Annotated in this window: 15 protein-coding genes; 8 read left to right on the forward strand and 7 right to left on the reverse strand. The window is 59.2% G+C overall.

Going from position 1 to position 19,448, the window contains the following annotated elements; all coding sequences use genetic code 11:
- Positions 1-29: 29 nt before the first annotated feature.
- Positions 30-1,466 carry an MFS transporter gene (locus tag LOC22_RS16300; RefSeq protein ID WP_230239050.1) on the reverse strand — a complete coding sequence of 479 codons (1,437 nt, stop codon included), beginning with the start codon at positions 1,464-1,466 and terminating at the stop codon, positions 30-32.
- Positions 1,467-1,573: 107 nt separating this feature from the next.
- Between LOC22_RS16300 and LOC22_RS16305 the strand changes: the two genes are divergently transcribed.
- Both LOC22_RS16305 and LOC22_RS16310 read left to right on the forward strand, forming a co-directional pair.
- The gene (locus LOC22_RS16305) at positions 1,574-2,443 is read left to right on the forward strand and encodes a helix-turn-helix transcriptional regulator (protein WP_045334174.1); all 870 of its coding nucleotides are present in this window, start codon (positions 1,574-1,576) and stop codon (positions 2,441-2,443) included.
- Positions 2,444-2,596: 153 nt separating this feature from the next.
- Positions 2,597-3,199: a hypothetical protein gene (locus LOC22_RS16310; protein ID WP_063133759.1), complete on the forward strand. Its 603-nt coding sequence runs from the start codon at positions 2,597-2,599 to the stop codon at positions 3,197-3,199.
- A 27-nt stretch (positions 3,200-3,226) separates the two neighbouring features.
- Here the strand turns inward: LOC22_RS16310 and nfsB are convergent, their stop codons facing one another.
- The 3 genes from nfsB to LOC22_RS16325 all read right to left on the reverse strand — a co-directional run bounded on the left by nfsB (position 3,227) and on the right by LOC22_RS16325 (position 4,949).
- Positions 3,227-3,880 carry an oxygen-insensitive NAD(P)H nitroreductase gene (gene nfsB, locus LOC22_RS16315; protein WP_003858884.1) on the reverse strand — a complete coding sequence of 218 codons (654 nt, stop codon included), beginning with the start codon at positions 3,878-3,880 and terminating at the stop codon, positions 3,227-3,229.
- Between the two features lie 120 nt (positions 3,881-4,000).
- Entirely contained in the window at positions 4,001-4,369 is a 369-nt protein-coding gene (locus LOC22_RS16320; RefSeq protein WP_003858883.1) for an MmcQ/YjbR family DNA-binding protein, read from the reverse strand.
- A complete protein-coding gene (locus LOC22_RS16325) occupies positions 4,359-4,949 on the reverse strand; it encodes a TetR/AcrR family transcriptional regulator (RefSeq protein ID WP_003858882.1) in 591 nt (196 codons plus the stop codon). The genes LOC22_RS16320 and LOC22_RS16325 overlap by 11 nt, the downstream gene beginning before the upstream one ends.
- 191 nt (positions 4,950-5,140) lie before the next feature.
- Between LOC22_RS16325 and LOC22_RS16330 the strand changes: the two genes are divergently transcribed.
- The gene (locus LOC22_RS16330) at positions 5,141-6,244 is read left to right on the forward strand and encodes a RomA family MBL fold metallo-hydrolase (RefSeq protein ID WP_062932253.1); all 1,104 of its coding nucleotides are present in this window, start codon (positions 5,141-5,143) and stop codon (positions 6,242-6,244) included.
- A gap of 32 nt (positions 6,245-6,276) precedes the next feature.
- Positions 6,277-6,618, forward strand: a complete 342-nt coding sequence (locus LOC22_RS16335) for a RamA family antibiotic efflux transcriptional regulator (RefSeq protein WP_003858880.1) — start codon at positions 6,277-6,279, stop codon at positions 6,616-6,618.
- A 106-nt stretch (positions 6,619-6,724) separates the two neighbouring features.
- Here LOC22_RS16335 and LOC22_RS16340 read toward each other — a convergent pair whose 3' ends face one another.
- Positions 6,725-8,869: a TonB-dependent siderophore receptor gene (locus LOC22_RS16340; protein ID WP_064489830.1), complete on the reverse strand. Its 2,145-nt coding sequence runs from the start codon at positions 8,867-8,869 to the stop codon at positions 6,725-6,727.
- 123 nt (positions 8,870-8,992) lie between these two features.
- Between LOC22_RS16340 and LOC22_RS16345 the strand changes: the two genes are divergently transcribed.
- Positions 8,993-10,561, forward strand: a complete 1,569-nt coding sequence (locus LOC22_RS16345; protein ID WP_062938173.1) for an alpha/beta hydrolase-fold protein — start codon at positions 8,993-8,995, stop codon at positions 10,559-10,561.
- On the opposite strand, the gene LOC22_RS16350 is transcribed toward LOC22_RS16345, so the two are convergent.
- A complete protein-coding gene (locus LOC22_RS16350) occupies positions 10,547-10,795 on the reverse strand; it encodes a DUF1158 domain-containing protein (protein ID WP_003858875.1) in 249 nt (82 codons plus the stop codon). The genes LOC22_RS16345 and LOC22_RS16350 overlap by 15 nt on opposite strands.
- Positions 10,796-11,283: 488 nt before the next feature.
- Between LOC22_RS16350 and LOC22_RS16355 the strand changes: the two genes are divergently transcribed.
- The 3 genes from LOC22_RS16355 to LOC22_RS16365 all read left to right on the forward strand — a co-directional run bounded on the left by LOC22_RS16355 (position 11,284) and on the right by LOC22_RS16365 (position 18,296).
- Positions 11,284-13,992 carry a cation-transporting P-type ATPase gene (locus tag LOC22_RS16355; protein ID WP_017382547.1) on the forward strand — a complete coding sequence of 903 codons (2,709 nt, stop codon included), beginning with the start codon at positions 11,284-11,286 and terminating at the stop codon, positions 13,990-13,992.
- 74 nt (positions 13,993-14,066) lie between these two features.
- On the forward strand, positions 14,067-15,131 hold the full coding sequence (locus LOC22_RS16360; RefSeq protein ID WP_039271407.1) for an efflux RND transporter periplasmic adaptor subunit: 1,065 nt from the start codon (positions 14,067-14,069) through the stop codon (positions 15,129-15,131).
- Positions 15,132-15,140: 9 nt separating this feature from the next.
- Entirely contained in the window at positions 15,141-18,296 is a 3,156-nt protein-coding gene (locus LOC22_RS16365) for an efflux RND transporter permease subunit (protein ID WP_230239051.1), read from the forward strand.
- Here the strand turns inward: LOC22_RS16365 and LOC22_RS16370 are convergent.
- Positions 18,226-19,347: a YbdK family carboxylate-amine ligase gene (locus LOC22_RS16370; protein ID WP_230239052.1), complete on the reverse strand. Its 1,122-nt coding sequence runs from the start codon at positions 19,345-19,347 to the stop codon at positions 18,226-18,228. The genes LOC22_RS16365 and LOC22_RS16370 overlap by 71 nt on opposite strands.
- Positions 19,348-19,448 lie beyond the last annotated feature (101 nt).

Raw genomic sequence — 19,448 nt, forward strand, 5'->3', positions numbered from 1 at the left:
GCGGATCTATTATGCAAATTCAGGCAGTTTTATTTTGTCGCCGGACAGGCCTTGACGACCGGTAAACACAGACGATGACGCATACGCAGCGTGACCAGCGCCAGCACCACCATCATGGCCGTTTCCACCATCAGGAAGACGTTGACCGCCTGGGTATAATCTCCGTGATGATTTTGCAGCCCGTGCAGCAAAATCGCGCCGAAAATGGCCGGGCCAAGCCCCAGCGCAGCCTGTTGCAGCGTGCTTAAAATCGCGCTCGCGGCCCCCGCGTCGTCAGGCTGAATATCGCGCATCCCGATACGGTAGAAGCTGTTTACAATCAGCGCCTGCCCGTAACCCACCAGCCCGGTGGCCGGGGCCAGCGTCAGCGCGGTATTCTGCATTCCCCAGTGACGGAACGTGGCGATCAACGTCACCAGGCCGACAAGCTGAATCGCAAGCCCGGTCAGCAGGATGGCGCTGGTGCTGTAGCGGGCAATCAGGCGTGGGGCGAACCAGGCAGAAATAAAATAGGTGACGCCAAGCGCGATAAAGCTGTTCCCGGACTGCCACGGCGCCATCCCCAGACCGCTTTGCATGGTCAGCGCCATACAGAACATGAACCCGGACCAGACGCTGAAAAAGAGTATCCCGATCAGCACGCCAAAGCGGATGCTGCGCAGCTGTAACAGGCGTGGCGCGATGAGCGGGTGGGCATTCTCACGCTCTTTTTTGCGCGCGTTCAGCACCATCAAACAGGCCAGCGGCACAATCGCCAGCAGTGCGGCCTTCAGCGGCCACGACCAGTGCCACTGCGGGCCGAGCGCCATCGGAAACAGCAGACAGCACAGTATTGCCGTCAGCAGGACAGTCCCGGTCCAGTCAATGCGCGACGGCGTGTCGCGGCGGGTTTCCGGCACGTAGCGACGGCTCAGCGCCAGCACCACCAGACAAATCGGCACGTTGATAAAGAAGGCGTTGCGCCAGCCCAGCCCGGCGATGTCCGCCGATACCAGCCAGCCGCCACCCATCTGGCCGACGATAAACGCAATTCCGCCGATACCCCCGAACAGGCTGATCGCTCTGGCGTGTGCCGTTCCTTTTAACGTCACATGCAACGTCGCGAGAATTTGCGGCATGATCAGCGCGGCGCCCGCGCCCTGAAGAATGCGCGCGCCAAGCAACTGTTCGATATTGCCCGCCATGCCGCACAGCAGCGAGGCCAGGCCAAAACACGCCACGCCCCACATAAACAGGCGACGGCGGCCAAGGTTATCGCCCAGCTTGCTGCCGGGTGCCAGGCAGACGGCAAAGGCCACGCCGTAGAGGGCGACGATCAGCTCCAGTTCGGTGGCGGTGGCGTGTAACGAATGGGTGATGGAATCCAGCGCCACGTTGGTGATTGAGGTATCAATCAGCGGCAGCATCTGGCCGGTTAACAGCAATATCAGGCCCGCACGACCCGGTGAAACAACTGACGTATTCATGGTGACTCCATTGCGTCAAACAGCGTAGAGTCGTAGCATCAACCATCTGATAAACGGGTACCAGTTCTTGCTTATACTGGTACTGGCACTACCATGCAGGAGATGTTATGGCGCTGATGTCTGAACCTGTCACCTCTCTCCAGGATGACACCCGCAAGCAGCTGGGCGCGTTTTTGCGTGCCCGGCGCGAAAGCCTTGATCCGCAGCGGCTCGGCTTACCGCGTAGCGGCCGCCGCCGCACGCCGGGCCTGCGTCGGGAGGAGGTGGCGATGCTCGCGGATGTCGGCGTGACCTGGTACACCTGGCTGGAGCAGGGCCGGGACGTCAATCCGTCCAGCGCGGTGATGGCCGCCATCGCAAAAGCGCTGCAATGCACCCCGACCGAAGCCCGGCATCTTTTTGTGCTCGCCGGTTTGCCGCCGGGCGAAGCCCCGCAGGCGGTGTGCTGCGAGGGGATCAGCGAAGGCACGCGTCGCCTGCTGGATACCCTGATGCCGAAACCTGCCAGTATTCAGAAACCGAATTTCGATATCGTGGCGTGGAACGACAGCTTCGGCCACCTGATGGGTGTCGATTTCAACGCCATCCCGCCGGAAGATCGCAACTGTATTTACCTGTTCCTCACCCATCCGGCGTGGCGCGCGCGGCTCGGCAAACGTGACGACGTGCTGCCGATTTTCGTCTCCTACTTCCGCGCGGCCATGGCTGAGCACCGTGGCGACCCGCTCTGGGAAGCGAAGCTGGCGCGTTTTTTTGCGGTGTCCGAAGAGTTCAAAACCCTGTGGCACCAGCGTAACGACGTGCGCGGCGTGGAGAACCAGCTCAAGCTGTTCACCCATCCCGAGCTGGGGGATTTTCATCTCCAGCAGATGTACTGGTACTCCGCCCCGCGAAACGGATCGCGGCTGCTGGTCTATTTACCCGTGGATGAGGCAGGGGAGAAGGCGATGGCGTGGCTGGCGGAGCAGGGGAAGTAAGTTTTTTGCGAGGGGCTTTCAGGGAATCAGAGCTGGCTCTGCTAAGCGGATGAGACAGGTATAAGGTGGCGTTTAACTTAAACCAACCGACTGAATCGACATCATTTCGATGAGGGATTAAGTCGACTATACTCACGCCATGAGAAACAACAAATGTCGCCACTGATGATTGATTCCGCAGATTTCAGCCAAAAACTCGGCCTTATCTCCCGAAACGTCGAACACACCGAAGCGTTCCTGGCACGAGGTACGGCGGATTTTCATCTGCCGGGGTTTCTGCTGCCTGTCGGATACCGGCTCCTGAAATCGCGTTATGGTGATGAATATCGTCTCGTGACCACCGATGACGGCAAACCTTATACGGCGTATGCCGTAAAGCTTAAATTTCATAAAGAAATTACCTTTCCCCACGGTGCCGCCACGCAGGTGATGGTGTGGCGTACTCCGCGTGCCGTTCATCAACGCGTGATAAGCGGGTTACCACAACTCTTTTTTCAGTGGGTGCTAAGCGAATACGACATCGTTGTCTCTGACAGCGAACAAACGGGCGACGGGCAACGGTTCTGGCTGCGCATGATCGACTGGGCGTTTACCATGAACTATCGCATTAGCGTGGCGGACGGTACGGTGGGAGAAGAGTGGACGTTAACGCCCGTAAATTCCTACGCTGAGCTGGAAGAGCGCTGGATTGCTTTTGCCTGGGGAAACGATCGTGAGGTTCATCCGCATCGCAGGCTTGTCATCAGTAAAACGTAACGGGCCGCATGCAGCGGCCCATTTTCATTAGCACTCAGTCACAATCGTGCTCAGGGGCAGACGAGACTTCGGCAGCGTGGCGTTAAAATCTTCCACGCTGTGGTGCCCAACCGGGACCACCACCAGGCTGGTGAAGCCTTTCTCTTTCAGGCCAAACTCTTCATCGAGGATCGCGGCGTCAAACCCTTCGATGGGTACCGCATCCAGGCCCATCGCGGCCACGCCCAGCAGGAAGTTGCCGACGTTCAGGTAAACCTGCTTCGCCATCCACTGGTCGTCATCTTTCAGATCCACGCGGTGCATGTCGGCAAAATAGCAGCGGCCTTTGTGATTCGCGGCTTTAGCTTCTGGCGTGGCGAAACGGCCGTCAGCCTCTTCCTGATCGACAACGCGCTCAAGCCAGGCATCGTCCATCGCGGTTTTCGCGCAGAACACCACCACGTGAGAGGCATCCAGCATTTTGCGTTCGTTAAACACATAGGTGCCCGCCGCGGATTTTGCCACGCGCGCTTTACCCTCTTCAGTGCTGGCAACAATAAAGTGCCACGGCTGGGAGTTGGTGCTGGACGGGCTGTATTGCAGCAGCGTTTTGATTTTTTCCGCTTCTTCTGCGGTCAGTTTTTTGGCTGGGTCGAACGCCTTGGTAGAGTGGCGTTTCAGGGCGACAGAAATAATATCCATAACAACTCCTGGTGATGAAATTCGCCCGCGGGCGGGCGTGAAAGGAAAGCAGATTACCGCGCGAAGCGGGAAAAGATAAGTGCGATTCGAGCGCTTATTCTGTTCGTCTGAGACGAACAATCAGGCTGGCCGAATCCACTTCTGATCTTTTTTCGGCAGTTTATCAACGACCAGATTCCACGAATCCGTAATCAGGTCGGTGACCAGTTCAGGCGTGATGTCGTCCGTGCCATAAAGGGAGATCCAGTGTTTTTTATTCAGATGGTAACCGGGCTCCACGCCACGGTAGATCTGCTGATTGAGCAGCGATTTTTCCGGATCGGATTTCAGGCTGACGTGGGCCCGACCGTGAGCCGTCGCCATCAGCATAAAAATTTTCCCGCCCACCTTAAACACGTCATACTCCGGGCCAAACGGCCAGCAATGTTCGGTAAAAGGCATCTCCAGCGCGACGCGTCTGGCATGTTCCTGCAAGGATTTACTGTCCATGGTTATCTTCCTCAGCAAGCCCGCGCCACATGGCTTCAAAGCCCAGCGCTTTAAAATCGACGGCACGGGACGGATCGCGCGCGGCAAACTCCATGGTGGTTTCAGCCAGCGATAAGAACATTGCATCACCGAAGGTCTTAAACTCGTCAGACATAAACACCGGGCGGATCGAACGACGACACAGTTCATGCAGTTCCGGGAACATGTCTTTCACCGCCTGCTCGGTTTCGGCGTTTAGCTTTTCACTGACGCCAATCTGACGGATAGCCGCATGCGCCAGGGGGTTACGAATGCCCCAGTCCACATAGCTGTTCCAGATATTGCGGGTATGCTCTTTTGGCTCGGTGATGGTCCGATCGAGATTCGCCAGCATGGTCTGGCAGAGATCCTGCTTCAGATGCAGGTAGAGGGCATTCAGCAGATCGTCTTTGGTAGCAAAGTAGCGAAACAGTGTCCCTTCAGCGACGCCCGCATTACGGGCAATTAACGCCGTTGAGGCGGCAATACCTGACTGCGCAAACGCAGCCGTTGCTGCTTCCAGTAAGGCCTGTTTTTTATCTTCACTCTTCGGACGTGCCACTAAATTTTTCCTCCCGTCAATTGTAAAAGCCCTGATTGAAACACGAGCCTTGATACGCTGCAACGCGGAATGTCAAAGATCGAAAACCTTCTTGACGGCGTAATCATCCTATCTATAATGAGTGCTTACTCACTCATAATCAAGTATCACCCGCGCAAACCATCGGATGGGGCGCGTAGGCGGGTCAGGAAATGAAAAAGCCTCTATTCATCTGCGTGGTGTTAGTCATGATTATTGCTTCAGCTGCCAGTTTACCGTTTGTACTGAATGCCGGATTTGGCCAGCCACCGCAGGGTGCGCAGCTCTCTGAAGTGGAAGCCTCTCCGCACTATCGCGACGGGCAATTCCATAACACGCTCCCTACGCCGGGCTTTACCGGGCAACAAAATATGCTGGTGGCATGGTGGCAGTTCCTTACCCGTAAAACCGAAAACGCCCGTCCTGCGCAGCCGCTGCCGCTGGTGAAAACCGATCTGGCGAGCCTGTCGCCTGAACAGGACACACTGGTGTGGCTCGGCCACTCCTCCTGGTATATGCAGCTGGCGGGGAAACGCATCCTGATCGATCCGGTTCTGAGTAGCTACGCCGCACCGTTCTCCTTCCTCAATAAAGCGTTTGCGGGGGAGTACCCGTGGCGTGCGGAGAGCATGCCGGAGATCGACCTGCTGATTATCTCCCACGATCACTATGACCATCTGGATTACGCCACCATCAAGGCGCTGCTGCCGAAGGTTAAGCGCGTGGTCACGCCGCTGGGCGTGGGGTCGCATCTGCGCTACTGGGGGATGAACCCTGAGATTATCGACGAGCGGGACTGGAACCAGTCGGTGCATATCAGCGATGCGCTGACGGTACACGTTCTGCCGGCGCGCCATTTTTCCGGGCGCGGCATTAAGCGTAACCAGACCCTGTGGGGCAGCTTTATGTTTGTCACCCCAGAGCGAAAGGTCTACTACAGCGGAGACTCCGGTTACGGCCCGCACTTCAAGGCGATTGGCGAGCAGTTTGGCGGAGTTGACTTAGCCATCATGGAAAACGGCCAGTACGACCAGGACTGGAAGTACATCCATATGCACCCGGCAGAAACGGCGCAGGCCTCGGCAGATCTCAATGCCAAAGCGGTCGTGCCGGGACATAACGGGCGTTTTGTGCTGGCGAAACATACCTGGAACGATCCACTGATCCAGCTGGCGAAAGCCAGTAAGGATAAAAACTACCGGCTGCTGACGCCGGAGCTGGGCGAGCCCGTGCGGGTGAGTGATACCACGCAACAATTTCGCGAGTGGTGGGAATAATGTTTAAGCGAGAAGCAGAGGGGGAGAGCAGTATGACGATTTCCGCTCAGGTCATTGATACGATTGTCGAATGGATTGATGACAATCTACACCAGCCGTTACGCATCGAAGAGATTGCCCGCCATGCGGGTTACTCAAAATGGCATCTACAGCGGCTGTTTATGCAGTACAAAGGCGAAAGTCTGGGGCGCTACATCCGCGAACGCAAGCTGCTGATGGCGGCGCGCGATCTGCGTGAGTCAGACGAGCGCGTGTACGATATCTGCCTGCGCTACGGGTTTGACTCGCAGCAGACGTTTACCCGCATCTTTACCCGCACCTTCAACCAGCCGCCCGGGGCGTATCGCAAAGAAAACCACGGTCGGGCGCACTGAAAAACATCCCCTCACCCTAACCCTCTCCCCAAAGGGGAGAGGGGACGATTACACCCTCGCCCCTTTGGGGAGAGGGCCGGGGTGAGGGGATCAGACCGCACCATGCTTACCAGCTGTAATTCACCGTCGCCGTCACCGTCCGGCCAATCCCGTAGAAGCACGCCGTATCGCTTGCGCATGACGCCACATACTTCGTGTCTGCCACGTTATTGACGTTGAACTGCACGCTTGCCCCTTTCAGGCTGCGGTTCATCTCGCCCAGATCGTAGCGCAGCATCGCGTCATACAGATCCACCGATGGCACCTTGAAGGTGTTCTTCGCATCGCCGTAGCTGGTGCCGATGTAGCGCATCCCCACGCCAGCGGTCAGGCTCTTCAGCGCTCCGCCCGGAACGGTATAGCTGGCGAACGCCGATGCCATATGCGCTGGAATGCGCGCAGGCGTTTTGCCTTCAGTTCCCGCCACCGTGGTGCTTTCGGTTTTTGCATCGGTGTAAGTGTAGGAGCCAATCAGGTTGATGTTATCCATCAGCGTGGCGTGGATTTCCGCTTCAGCGCCTTTCGAACGCACCTTGCCCGCATTTTCGAACCAGCCTTCAGCGCTGTTATAGGTCGCTACGTTGTCCTGAGTCAAATCGTACAGCGCCAGGGTCATCAGCGTGGTGTCGACCGGCTGATATTTCAGACCAATCTCGGTCTGCTCCCCGGTAGTGGGCCTGAATGGCGCGACGCCCGGCGCACGGTTGGTTTGCAGGTTCGGTTCAAACGAGGTGCTGTAGCTGATGTACGGCGACAGGCCAGAATCAAACGCGTACAGCAGGCCAGTGCGCCAGGTAAATTTGCTGTCGTTCTGCTGCGTAAAGCTGTTATCGGTGAAGTCGTTGGTACGCACTTCGCTCCAGTCGTAGCGCCCGGAAACCAGCCACTCCCAGTTGTTCCAGCTCATCTGATCCTGAAGATACAGGCCCATCTGGTCGAGATTTTGCTGCTCGTCGGTGGCCGTTTTGAAGGTACTTTCATCCACGTTCACGCCGTAAACCGGGTTTGTCCAGTCGAGGTCATACTGTGAGCCGCTCCCGCGCGCCAGCAGCTGTTTATCCTTACTGGTCTTGTAATCAAACCCGCCGAGCAGGGTGTGGTTGACGCTTCCGGTCTCCAGCAGATATTCCAGCTGGTTATCAAGGCCAAATTCGTTGGTCGTGCGCTCTTCACGCTGGGCGCGACGGGTCAACACCGTGCTGTTGGCCGTGCTGTTGGCGTAAACCAGATAACGATATTTCTGCTTGATGGTGGCGTAACGGGCGTTCTGGCGGAAGGTGAGGTTGTCGGCGAACTGGTGTTCCAGCTCGTAGCCAATCATCGTCTGCTCGCGCCAGGATTGATTGTAATTCGGATCGCTGACGTTAAAGTCGCGCGGGATGTACTTCCCGTCGGCACTTTTCACCGTGCCATACGCGGGCAGGAAGTTGCGGTATCCGGCATCCGGATCTTTCTGGTAGCTGGTCAGCAGCGTAAAGCGGGTCTGATCGTTCGGGTACCAGGTGATCGCCGGGGCGATCGCCATCCGCGTCTCTTTATAATCGTCCACCTGATTATGCTGCGTACGGGCGATACCGTTCACGCGATACAGCACGCGGCCGTCGTCGCTCAGCTTGCCGCCGAAATCAAACGCACCTTCGGCGAGATCGTTATTGCCGGTGCGGAACTGCACGTTGTGAATGGCCTCCGCCGTCGGGCGCTTGCTGGTCATACTGATTAACCCGCCCGGATTCACCTGTCCAAACAGCACCGACGCCGGGCCGCGCACCAGCTCCACGCGCTCCAGCAGCCACGGGTCAACTGTGCCCGTCTGTGAGGAAGCCGTTGCGCCAAAGCTTAAGCCGTCGAGGAATTTCGGCACGTAGCTAAAGCCGCGCACAAACACCTCGTCGTTACGGTTAGACGAGCCCCGGTACTCGGTAAACACGCCCGCCGAGTAGCGCAGCGCCTGCGAAACGGAGGTGACGTCCTGCATGTTCATCTGATCGCGGGTGATCACCGATACCGACTGCGGCGTCTTCACGATCTCCGCGCTGGTCTTGGTGGCGGAGAGCGTTTTCGTCGCCACAATGCCTTTTACGGGCGCAGTGGGCTCTTCAGTAACGCCCTGCGTCACCGTAATCGTTTCTTCTTTCGTTTCTGCCTGAGCCGCGACGCTGGTCGTCGCCAGACTCAGCAGCCAGAGCTGCATTATCTTATTATTTTTAAACATTTTTATTGAACGTCCTTGGTTGCTATCGCCATAAAAACACCGGTAAAACGCCGTTGATGATATTGCAAATTATTACCATTTGCATTAGCGTTGTTAACAAATTTCGTTGGGGAACAAGCGGTAATGAAGAGGGTATGGAGTGGGTTGCTGCTGGGGATCGGCGCGCTGCCCGCCGTGGCGGCAACGTGCGAGCAGTCGTCCCGGCAGGGCGATGTTCAGGGAAAGTTTGATGCCAGCGGCGAAGTCTGCTTCTCCCTGCCCGAGCTGGATGAAAATTACGTTTCCGCCACGCTGCATGGCGTGACGGATGCGCGCCTGCTGGATGGGCAAAACCGTCGCATCCGCACGCTGATCGAAAACGGTCCTGCGGACGGGGAACACACGCTGCTGTTTGCCCTGCCGGTGAAACAGAACACCTCGCTGGTGCTACACGGCGAAGCTGGCAAGCCGTGGCGTTTTCAGTGGCGGATGAAAGAGACCTCTCCGTTACCACGCGTGCAGATGCTGGCGCCAGAAAGCCCGACGTTGAAGGCGCTGGCAAACGTCATTTCTGCCGGTGGAAGTACCGAGGCGTTCTGGCAGGCGCAGCGTCGACAGGGAACGCCGATGGTGGAGCCGGTAGATGCGAGCCATAAGCGCGTGACCTTTCTGTGGCGCGGCGCGCGGGATAACGTCTTCATTCTCGGCTCGCCGGCGGGGGATCACGATCCGCTGTTCCGCCTGGGCAACAGCGACGTCTGGTTCCGCAGCTACGTGGTCCCCGCTGATACGGTGATGCAGTACAAGCTCGCCCCCGATGTGCCGATCGTTGAAGGCTCTGCCCGCGATCAACGCCGCGCCATCCTGGTAAGCGCGCAGGCCGATCCGCTTAACCCGAATAGCTTTGGGGAGCAGAAGACCGATCGCTGGAATCGCTATTCTCTGCTCGATCTCAGCCCGGCGCGCTACTGCTCCGTTCGGGCTACGGCACAGCAGCTGTTACACGGGACGTTGAGCCGCCAGAGGCTGAGCAGCAACATCCTCGGCAATGCCCGCGACGTGATGATCTACCAACCGCGCGGCGCACAGCCTGCACGCTGGACGCTCATCCTTTTCGACGGACAGGTTTATCAGGACGAATACCATTTTGCCAACGTGCTGGACGGTCTGATTGCCCGACATCACCTGCCTCCGATTAACGTGGTGTTTATCGACAGCCTCGATCACGCCCGTCGCGGCAACGAGCTGCCGCCGAACCCGGATTTTGCTGACTTTATGGCGCACGAGCTGCTGCCGTGGCTGCGGGGGAAGGGCATCGGCATGCAGCGGCAGAAAACCGTACTGGCAGGATCAAGCTACGGGGGAATTGCCTCTTCATGGGTGGCGCTGCGCTATCCGCGCCTGTTTGGCAACGTGCTGAGCCTTTCCGGTTCTTACTGGTGGGCTCCAGAAGGTGACGCCCCCGGCTGGCTGACGCGTCAATACCAACAGTCTCGACCGTATCCGGTGCGTTTCTGGTTACAGGCCGGGAAGTTTGAAACCACGGGGCCGGGCGGCGGCATCTATCGCACCACGCAGGATTTTGAACAGGTGCTGAGGAATAAAGGCTACCGCGTCAGCTTCCACCCCTCATCCAGCGGCCACGACTACGCGGCCTGGTGTGAAGCGCTGATCCACGGGATGCGCGATCTCACTGGCTTACGACGCCAGTGAAAACCAGCGGCGCCAGATGAAACGCAGGATAAAGAATTCGATGGCGCCGAGCACCAAAAACCACAGACAGAACAGAATGGTGTACAGCTGATTCAGATCGACCATATGAAAGGTCTGAACCAGCTTCTGCGCCAGCACCAGACCCAGCGACGGCGCGGGTAACAGCAGGCAGGAGAGCAGGGCCATCAGCAAAATGCCCCCTGCGGTGAGCAGCGATTCTAACGGGTGTTTCATCGTAATGTTAATCGTCAGTTAAAAATGTCATTGTCCGGCATCCTGAAACGTAAAGCAATATCATCCCCGCTGGCAAAATTGGGTAAAAGGCCACCGTTATTCTGCGAATTAATAACAGAAAATAGATAATATTTTCGGGGCGATTAAATTAATATCGCGTTATGTAAATAAACGTCTTTCTCACGAAAATAATTTTACAAAGCTATAGGTGCTATATCCAATTAACGTCGCAATAACAATGGCTGCGACAATGTATAACGCCAGACGCCGTCCGCGATAAATACCAAACATGCTTCCTCCTCGTTTAGTGTTGGTTTAGAAATATTTTGTAAAAATCAACGCGTCGAAATAATTTTAATCAGTTTTGAATAACCGGGTAGTCAATATATTGCGGTAGATCAATTTAACCCGCAAGACTTAAAAATGAATTATTTAAAGCCAGAAAGGAATTCCGGCTTCCGTCCACCGGATATTGAAGGAAAAATACCATGACCAAAAAAAATTTCTCGCAGAATATGCCACCCGCAGGCGGGCAGGCGTACCAGCAGACCGTAGAGCAGGTGCTTGCTCAGGCGCAGAGTCAGGCTAATGGCCTGGACCGTGCCGAGGCGCAGGCGCGTTTACAGAAGCATGGCCCGAACGCGCTGCCGGAGAAAAAAGGCAAGCCGGGCTGGCTGCGTTTTCTCGCGCATTTTAACGATGTCCTGATTTACGTCCTGCTGGCAGCCGCCGTATTAACGGCAGTAATGGGACACTGGGTTGATACGCTGGTTATTCTGGGCGTGGCGGTAATCAATGCCTTAATTGGCCACATTCAGGAAAGTAACGCGGAAAAATCCCTGAAGAGTATTCGCAATATGCTCTCCAGCGAGGCGCGCGTTATTCGTAACGGCAACCATGAAACTATCCCGACGACGGAAATCGTCCCGGGCGATATTATTGTGTTGCGCGCAGGAGATCGTATACCGGCGGATATGCGCTTAATCGAAGCGCATAATTTACGCGTGGAAGAGGCAATTCTGACCGGTGAATCCACCGTGGTGGATAAACACACGAACCCGCTGAACGGCGAATTACCGCTGGGCGACCGCACGAACCTGGTCTTTTCCGGTACGACGGTAAGCGCGGGCGGCGGCGTTGGCGTGGTCATTGCCACGGGCCAGGAGACCGAACTCGGCCACATCAACCAGATGATGGCGGGCATTGAAAAACACCGCACCCCGCTGCTGGTGCAGATGGACAAGCTGGGCAAAGCGATCTTCGCCATCATTCTGGCGATGATGGCCGCGCTGTTTGTCTTCAGCCTGGTGTTCCGCGAGATCCCGATGGGCGAGCTGCTGCTCTCCCTGATTAGCCTGGCGGTAGCCTCCGTGCCGGAAGGTCTGCCAGCGATTATCTCCATTATCCTCTCCCTGGGCGTGCAGGCGATGGCGCGCAAGCGGGCGATTATCCGCAAGCTGCCGACGGTTGAAACCCTGGGCGCGATGACCGTGGTCTGCTCGGATAAAACCGGCACCCTGACCATGAACGAGATGACGGTGAAAGCCATCATCACCGCCGACACCTGCTATCGCGTGGACGGCAACAGCTACGAGCCGGTGGGCAACATCTACCTCGAAGGCAGCGACGAGCCGGTGCAGATCCAGCCGGGCACTGTGCTGGAGCAGTACCTGCGCACCATCGACCTGTGTAACGACAGCCAGCTGATTCAGGACGAGCGTGGCCTGTGGGGCATCACCGGCGGGCCAACCGAGGGCGCGCTGAAGGTGCTGGCGGCCAAGGCCCACCTCGAGCCGGTCGTGACCACGCTGGTTAACAAGATCCCGTTCGACTCTCAGTACAAGTACATGAGCACCCACTACCAGATTGGCAGTGAGGAGCAGATTTTGATTACCGGCGCGCCGGACGTGATTTTCGCCCTGTGTGAGCAGCAGCAGACCCGCAACGGTGCGCAAGCCTTTGACCGCGCGTACTGGGAAACGGAGATGGAGCGCTATGCGCGTCAGGGGCTGCGCATGGTCGCCGCGGCGTTCAAGCCAGCGAACGGCGAGCAGGCATTAACTCACGACGACCTGAGTCACGGCCTGATTTTCCTCGGCATTGCCGGGATGATGGATCCGCCGCGTCCGGAAGCGATTGAGGCGATTAACGCCTGCCAGCAGGCGGGGATCCGCGTGAAGATGATCACCGGGGATCACCCACAGACGGCGATGAGCATCGGCCAGATGCTGGGGATCACCAACAGCGAGCAGGCGGTTACCGGCTACCAGCTGGAGAAGATGGACGACGCCGAGCTGGCGGAAGCGGCGGTGAAGTATGACATCTTCGCCCGTACCAGCCCGGAGCATAAGCTGCGCCTGGTGAAAGCGTTGCAGGACAAAGGCGAAATCGTCGGCATGACCGGTGACGGCGTGAACGATGCCCCGGCGCTGCGCCAGGCGGACGTGGGTATCGCGATGGGCATCAAAGGCACGGAAGTGACCAAAGAGGCGGCGGACATGGTCCTGACGGACGATAACTTCGCCACCATCGCCAGCGCGGTAAAAGAGGGGCGTCGCGTTTACGACAACCTGAAGAAGACCATTCTGTTCATCATGCCGACCAACCTGGCGCAGGGGCTATTGATTGTGATTGCGCTGCTGGCGGGGAACATCATTCCGCTGACGCCAGTGCTGATCCTGTGGATGAACATGGCGACCTCCGCCACGCTCTCCTTCGGCCTGGCCTTCGAGGCCGCCGAGCGCAACATTATGCGCCGCCCGCCGCGTCAGACCGGGCAGCACGTGATGGACGCCTACGCCGTCTGGCGCGTGGCCTTCGTCGGCACCATGATTGCCATCGCCGCCTTTGCGCTGGAAGCCTGGCTGGCCCCACGCGGCCACAGCGCGGAGTTCATCCGCACCGTGCTGTTGCAGATGCTGGTCTGCGCCCAGTGGGTATACATGATTAACTGCCGCAACACCGACGGGTTCTCCCTGAACCGCGGCCTGCTGGCGAACAAAGGGATCTGGCTGGTAACGGGCGTACTGTTCCTGCTCCAGGCGGCGATTATCTACCTGCCGTTTATGCAGATGCTGTTCGGCACCGAAGCGCTGCCGCTGCGCTACTGGTTCGTGACGCTGGCGGTGGCGGGGGTGATGTTCTTCGTCGTCGAAATCGAGAAGCGACTGACCCGCAGGTTCCGTAAGGCTGCATAACCTTTTGCCCTCACCCTAACCCTCTCCCTGTGGGAGAGGGCCGGGGTGAGGGAAAACAACGCCGAGGTACTCCCATGAAATTCCCACTCCTGTTCGCGCTCCTCACCTGCACCCTGCCACCCGCATTCGCCGCGGCCATTCCCGTGCGTGTCGCCACCGTGGAGCAGACCGCCCACGCCGCCGAGCGTCAGATCCCGGGTCGCATTGAAGCTATCCACACCGTTGAACTGCGCGCGCGTACGGAAGGCGTCATCACCAGAATCCACTTCCGCGACGGGCAGTACGTGAAAAAAGGCGACGTGTTGTTCGAACTGGACGACGCCGAGCCGCGCGCCGCCCTGCGTCTGGCGCAGGCCGAAGTGAGAAGCGCCGAAGCCACGCTGCGTCAGGCGCAGCAGCAGCTGTCACGCTTCGAAAGCCTGGGCAGCAGCAACGCCATCAGCCGCCACGACGTGGACAACGCCCGCATGCAGCGCGACGTAGCGAGCGCCGCGCTGGAGCAGGCGAAAGCCCGGCTCGACACCCGCAGCGTCACCCTCAACTACACGCGCATTACCTCACCGATTGACGGGCGCGTGGGGCACAGCAACTTTCACGTCGGCAGCCTGGTGAATCCTGCCAGCGGTGTGCTGGTGGAGGTGGTGCAGCTCGATCCCATCCGCATCGCCTTTGCGCTGGAAGAGGGCGCGTTTGCCACTAAAGCCGGACAGCATGCGGATATCAGCGCCATGAAGCAGGCCTGGCAGGCGCTGATTGACAGCAACGGCCAGCGCATCAGCGGGGAACTCACCTCCGTGGACAACCGCATCGACCCGCGCACCGCCAGCGTGATGCTGCGCGCCGAGTTCGCCAACCCGCGCCATCAGCTGCTGCCCGGCGGCAACGTGAACGTCTACCTGCGTCCGTCAAGTGAGCAACCAGTGCTGACTCTGCCCGCCGCTGCCGTACAGCAGAATGGCCACGGGTTCTTCGCATGGGTGGTTAACGCCGAGGATAAAGCCGAAATGCGTCCGCTGAAGGTCGCCGGACAGATCGGCCAGCAGTTCCAGATTGCCTCCGGCCTGAAGCCCGGTGAGCGAGCGATTACTGACGGTGCGCAGCGCGTGCAGCCAGGCGTTGCCGTCCAGATACTGAATTAAGGAGCCATCATGCTGACGTTTTTCATCAAACGCCCGCGCTTTGCGATGGTGATTGCGCTGGTCATCACCCTGCTGGGGGCCATCGCGCTGAGGATTATTCCGGTGGAGCAGTACCCGCAGATCACCCCGCCGGTCGTGAATGTGTCAGCGTCATGGCCGGGCGCCAGCTCGGCTGACGTGGCGGAGGCCATCGCCACGCCGCTGGAAACCCAGCTGAACGGGGTGGATCATATGCTCTATATGGAGTCCACCAGTTCGGACGAGGGTAGCTATAGCCTGAACATTACCTTTGCGGCAGGCACCGACCCGGATCTCGCCGCCATCGACGTGCAGAACCGCGTGGCGCAGGCCGTGGCGCAACTGCCGACCGAGGCACAGCAAAACGGCGTGCAGGTGCGCAAGCGCGCCACCAACCTGATGATGGGGGTAAGCCTTTACTCACCGAACAACACCCACACGCCGCTGTTCGTCAGCAACTACGCCAGCACCCAGGTGCGCGAGGCGCTGTCGCGTCTGCCGGGCGTCGGGCAGGTACAGATGTTTGGCGCACGGGACTACAGCATGCGCATCTGGCTGCGCCCGGACCGCATGAACGCCCTGAACGTGACCAGCGATGACGTGGCGCAGGCGCTGCGCGAGCAGAACGTGCAGGGGGCGGCAGGCCAGGTCGGCACGCCGCCGGTGTTTAACGGCCAGCAGCAGACCCTGACCATTAACGGGCTGGGGCGCTTAAATCAGGCCGACGACTTTGCCAACATCATTATCCGCGCCGGGGAGATGGGTCAGCTGGTGCGCCTGAAGGACGTCGCCACCATCGAGCTTGGCTCGCGCAGCTACAGCTCTGGCGCGCAGCTGAACGGGCACGACTCCGCCTACCTCGGCATCTACCCGACGCCGTCCGCTAACGCCCTGCGCGTGGCCGATGCGGTGCGCGCGGAGCTGGAACGGTTATCCACGCGCTTCCCGGACGATCTGGTCTATGAAGTCAAATTCGACACCACCTCGTTTGTGGCCGCCACCATCAAAGAGATTGGCGTCTCGCTGGCGCTGACGATGCTGGCGGTGGTGGTCGTGGTGTCCCTGTTCCTGCAAAGCTGGCGCGCGACGCTGATTGTTGCCCTTGCCATTCCGGTGTCGCTGGTGGGCACCTTCGCGGTGCTCTATATGCTCGGCTACTCCGCCAATACGCTGAGCCTGTTCGCTATCATTCTGGCGCTGACCATGGTGGTGGATGACGCCATCGTGGTGGTGGAGAGCGTCGAAACGCTGATGGCGGAAGGGCAGAGCCGGACGGCGGCGACCGCACTGGCGCTGCGTCAGATCGCTGGGCCAGTGATTGCCACCACGCTGGTGCTGCTGGCGGTGTTTGTGCCGGTGGCGCTCCTGCCGGGGATTGTGGGCGAGCTGTACCGCCAGTTCGCGGTGACGCTCTCGACTGCCGTCACGCTCTCAAGCCTGGTGGCGTTGACTCTTACGCCCGCCCTGTGCGCGCTGTTGCTGCGCCCGCGACCGGAGAAACCTGCGGCATTCTATCGCGCCTTTAACCACGGGCTGGACGCCACGCGCGGTTTCTACACCCGCATCGTGAACGTTTTAAACCTGCGCCCGTGGCTGGCGCTGCTGGCCACCGCGGGTGCGGCGGCGGTGGTGGTATTCAGCTTCATGTCGATGCCAAAGGGCTTCCTGCCCCAGGAGGATCAGGGCTACTTCTTCGCCAGCGTCCAGCTGCCGGAGGCAGCCTCGCTGGAGCGCACCGAAGCGGTGATGACCACCGCGCGCGAGCTGATCGCTAACAACCCGGCGGTAGAAGACGTGATTCAGGTCTCCGGGTTTAACATCCTCAACGGCACCAGCGCATCGAACGGCGGGTTTATCTCCATCATGCTCAAAGACTGGAGCGAGCGTCCGCCGCTGGATGAGGTGATGGGCATCCTTCAGCGCCAGCTGCTGGCCCTGCCGGAAGCCACCATCATGACCTTTGCGCCGCCGACGCTGCCGGGGCTGGGCAACGCCTCCGGCTTCGACCTGCGCATTCAGGCGCAGGCGGGGCAAAGTCCGGCGGAGCTGGAGCGCGTGACGCGTGAGGTGCTGGCGAAAGCCAACCAGAACCCGCAGCTGAGCCGCGTGTTCACCACCTGGAGCAGCAACGTGCCACAGATGACGCTCACCGTTGACCGCGAGCGCGCGGCCCGCCTCGACGTGCCGGTGTCACGCATCTTCAGCAGCCTGCAAACCGCCTTTGGCGGCACGCGCGCCGGGGATTTCAGCGTCAACAACCGCGTCTACCACGTAGTGATGCAGAACGAGATGCAGTGGCGCGAGCGCGCGGAGCAAATCAGCGAGCTGTTTGTGCGCAGCAACAGCGGCGAGCGGGTGCGTCTGAGCAACCTCATCACCATCACGCCGACCGTCGGCGCGCCATTTATACAGCAGTACAACCAGTTCCCGTCGGTATCGGTGAGCGGCTCGGCAGCGGAAGGGGTGAGCAGCAGCACCGCAATGGCGGCGATGGGCGAGATTCTGGCGGAAAACCTGCCAGCCGGGTACGACTACGCCTGGAGCGGCATGTCGTATCAGGAGCAGCAGACCGGCAATCAGGCGATATGGATTGTGCTGGCGGCGGTGGTGATGGCGTGGCTGTTTCTCGTCGCCCAGTATGAGAGCTGGACGCTGCCGGCGAGCGTGATGCTCTCGGTGCTGTTCGCCATCGGCGGGGCGCTGGTCTGGCTGTGGCTGGCGGGCTACGCCAACGACGTGTATGTGCAGATAGGTCTGGTGCTACTGATAGCCCTCGCCGCCAAGAACGCAATTCTTATCGTGGAGTTTGCCCGCGCCCGGCGCATGGATGGAATAGCGATTGTCGATGCCGCACGGGAGGGGGCATCGCGCCGCTTCCGCGCGGTAATGATGACCGCCGTGTCGTTCATTATCGGCGTCCTGCCGATGATGCTGGCGACCGGGGCGGGTGCCCAGAGCCGCCGCATCATCGGCACTACGGTGTTCAGCGGCATGCTGGTGGCGACCGTGGTGGGGATAGTGTTCATCCCGGCGCTGTTCGTGCTGTTCCAGCGCCTGCGCGAGTGGGGCCACGGCCTTACGGACTCGTCGCCCACAGCTCACAGTGCTTCTGCACCAGAGAAATCAGCGAGCCGCCATCGGCGATAAAGTCCCGCATGCGCTGCGCCTCGCTCTTGCCCTGCTTTAACAGCAGGGCAATCTCATTGATTGCGCTTGTCGCGCCGAGCTTCTCGGCCGACGGCGCAACCTGCTCGAGCAGCCAGGCGATATCTTCCGCCACGGTTTTGTGCTCGCCGGTATGTACGTCCGTCAGAATGCCTTCCAGCCCGTAGCGACAGGCCTGAAAACGGTTAAAGCGATAGAGCAGAAAATCCCGTTCCTGATGCTTATACGGCCGCGCGGTCAGCAGCCAGTGCGACGTCGCCTGAATAAGCCCGGCGATGTTAATGGCGTGGCTGAGCGTCAGCGGCGTATCCATCACCCGCACCTCGACGGTGCCGAAGTGCGGGCTGGGGCGGATGTCCCAGTGCAGATCCTTAATGCTGTCGATCATGCTGGTGGAGCTCAGGCGGCGGAACAGCCCCTCGAACTCCTGCCAGCTGTTGACCCACGGCATCTGACCGTTATCCGGGAAGCCCGAGAAGATGTTGAGACGCGATGAGGCGAACTTCGTGTCCGTGCCCTGCATATACGCTGATGCGGCGGCCAGGGCGATAAAGTGCGGCACAAAGCGCGACAGGCCGTGCAGCAGGTAAATGGCGTCGTCCCCGGTCCGACAGCCGACGTGTACGTGCTGGCCGAACACCGTCGCCTGCAAAATCAGATAGCCAAAGCGCTCCAGCGTGACGTTATAGCGCTCGTCGTCGCATACTTCCTGCCGCTGCCATTTCTGGAACGGATGCGTCCCACCGCCGCAGATCTGGATATGCTGATCTTCCGCCGCCCGCAGGATACTCTGCTGCATCACTGAAAACTGCGCCGCTGCCTGGTCGATGGTCTGGCACACGCCGGTGGCGATTTCGAGCATGCTTTCGGTGATGTCGTGTTTGACTTCCCCCCCTTTGATGTCGTCTTTGACGGCGGCGATGAGGGCAGAGGAGTCCTGGCTCAGATCGTAACCCGGCGGGTTAACCACCTGGAGTTCGAGCTCAATGCCGAGGGTATAAGGTTCAGAGGATTTGAAGTCGGGTAAAGGCATGGCGCACTCCGTTGTCTGTTATGAGTTGAGTATAGACAATGGGCGTGGCGCGCTCGTCTCAGGGTGGTATAACTGATAGCAGGCTTAGCAAAAGGGGAGTG

This window comes from Enterobacter sp. AN-K1 (genome assembly GCF_020971765.1).
Taxonomy (GTDB): domain Bacteria; phylum Pseudomonadota; class Gammaproteobacteria; order Enterobacterales; family Enterobacteriaceae; genus Enterobacter; species Enterobacter hormaechei_C.

What these genes read in the sequence shown, in the direction of transcription:
- LOC22_RS16320 (WP_003858883.1), bottom strand. Translation starts at nt 4,369, where the DNA reads ATGGACAGTAAATCCTTGCAGGAACATGCCAGACGCGTCGCGCTGGAG.
- LOC22_RS16370 (WP_230239052.1), bottom strand. Translation starts at nt 19,347, where the DNA reads ATGCCTTTACCCGACTTCAAATCCTCTGAACCTTATACCCTCGGCATT.
- LOC22_RS16300 (WP_230239050.1), bottom strand. Translation starts at nt 1,466, where the DNA reads ATGAATACGTCAGTTGTTTCACCGGGTCGTGCGGGCCTGATATTGCTG.
- LOC22_RS16340 (WP_064489830.1), bottom strand. Translation starts at nt 8,869, where the DNA reads ATGTTTAAAAATAATAAGATAATGCAGCTCTGGCTGCTGAGTCTGGCG.
- LOC22_RS16335 (WP_003858880.1), top strand. Translation starts at nt 6,277, where the DNA reads ATGACGATTTCCGCTCAGGTCATTGATACGATTGTCGAATGGATTGAT.
- LOC22_RS16355 (WP_017382547.1), top strand. Translation starts at nt 11,284, where the DNA reads ATGACCAAAAAAAATTTCTCGCAGAATATGCCACCCGCAGGCGGGCAG.
- LOC22_RS16305 (WP_045334174.1), top strand. Translation starts at nt 1,574, where the DNA reads ATGGCGCTGATGTCTGAACCTGTCACCTCTCTCCAGGATGACACCCGC.
- LOC22_RS16350 (WP_003858875.1), bottom strand. Translation starts at nt 10,795, where the DNA reads ATGAAACACCCGTTAGAATCGCTGCTCACCGCAGGGGGCATTTTGCTG.
- LOC22_RS16345 (WP_062938173.1), top strand. Translation starts at nt 8,993, where the DNA reads ATGAAGAGGGTATGGAGTGGGTTGCTGCTGGGGATCGGCGCGCTGCCC.
- LOC22_RS16365 (WP_230239051.1), top strand. Translation starts at nt 15,141, where the DNA reads ATGCTGACGTTTTTCATCAAACGCCCGCGCTTTGCGATGGTGATTGCG.
- LOC22_RS16360 (WP_039271407.1), top strand. Translation starts at nt 14,067, where the DNA reads ATGAAATTCCCACTCCTGTTCGCGCTCCTCACCTGCACCCTGCCACCC.
- LOC22_RS16310 (WP_063133759.1), top strand. Translation starts at nt 2,597, where the DNA reads ATGTCGCCACTGATGATTGATTCCGCAGATTTCAGCCAAAAACTCGGC.
- nfsB (WP_003858884.1), bottom strand. Translation starts at nt 3,880, where the DNA reads ATGGATATTATTTCTGTCGCCCTGAAACGCCACTCTACCAAGGCGTTC.
- LOC22_RS16330 (WP_062932253.1), top strand. Translation starts at nt 5,141, where the DNA reads ATGAAAAAGCCTCTATTCATCTGCGTGGTGTTAGTCATGATTATTGCT.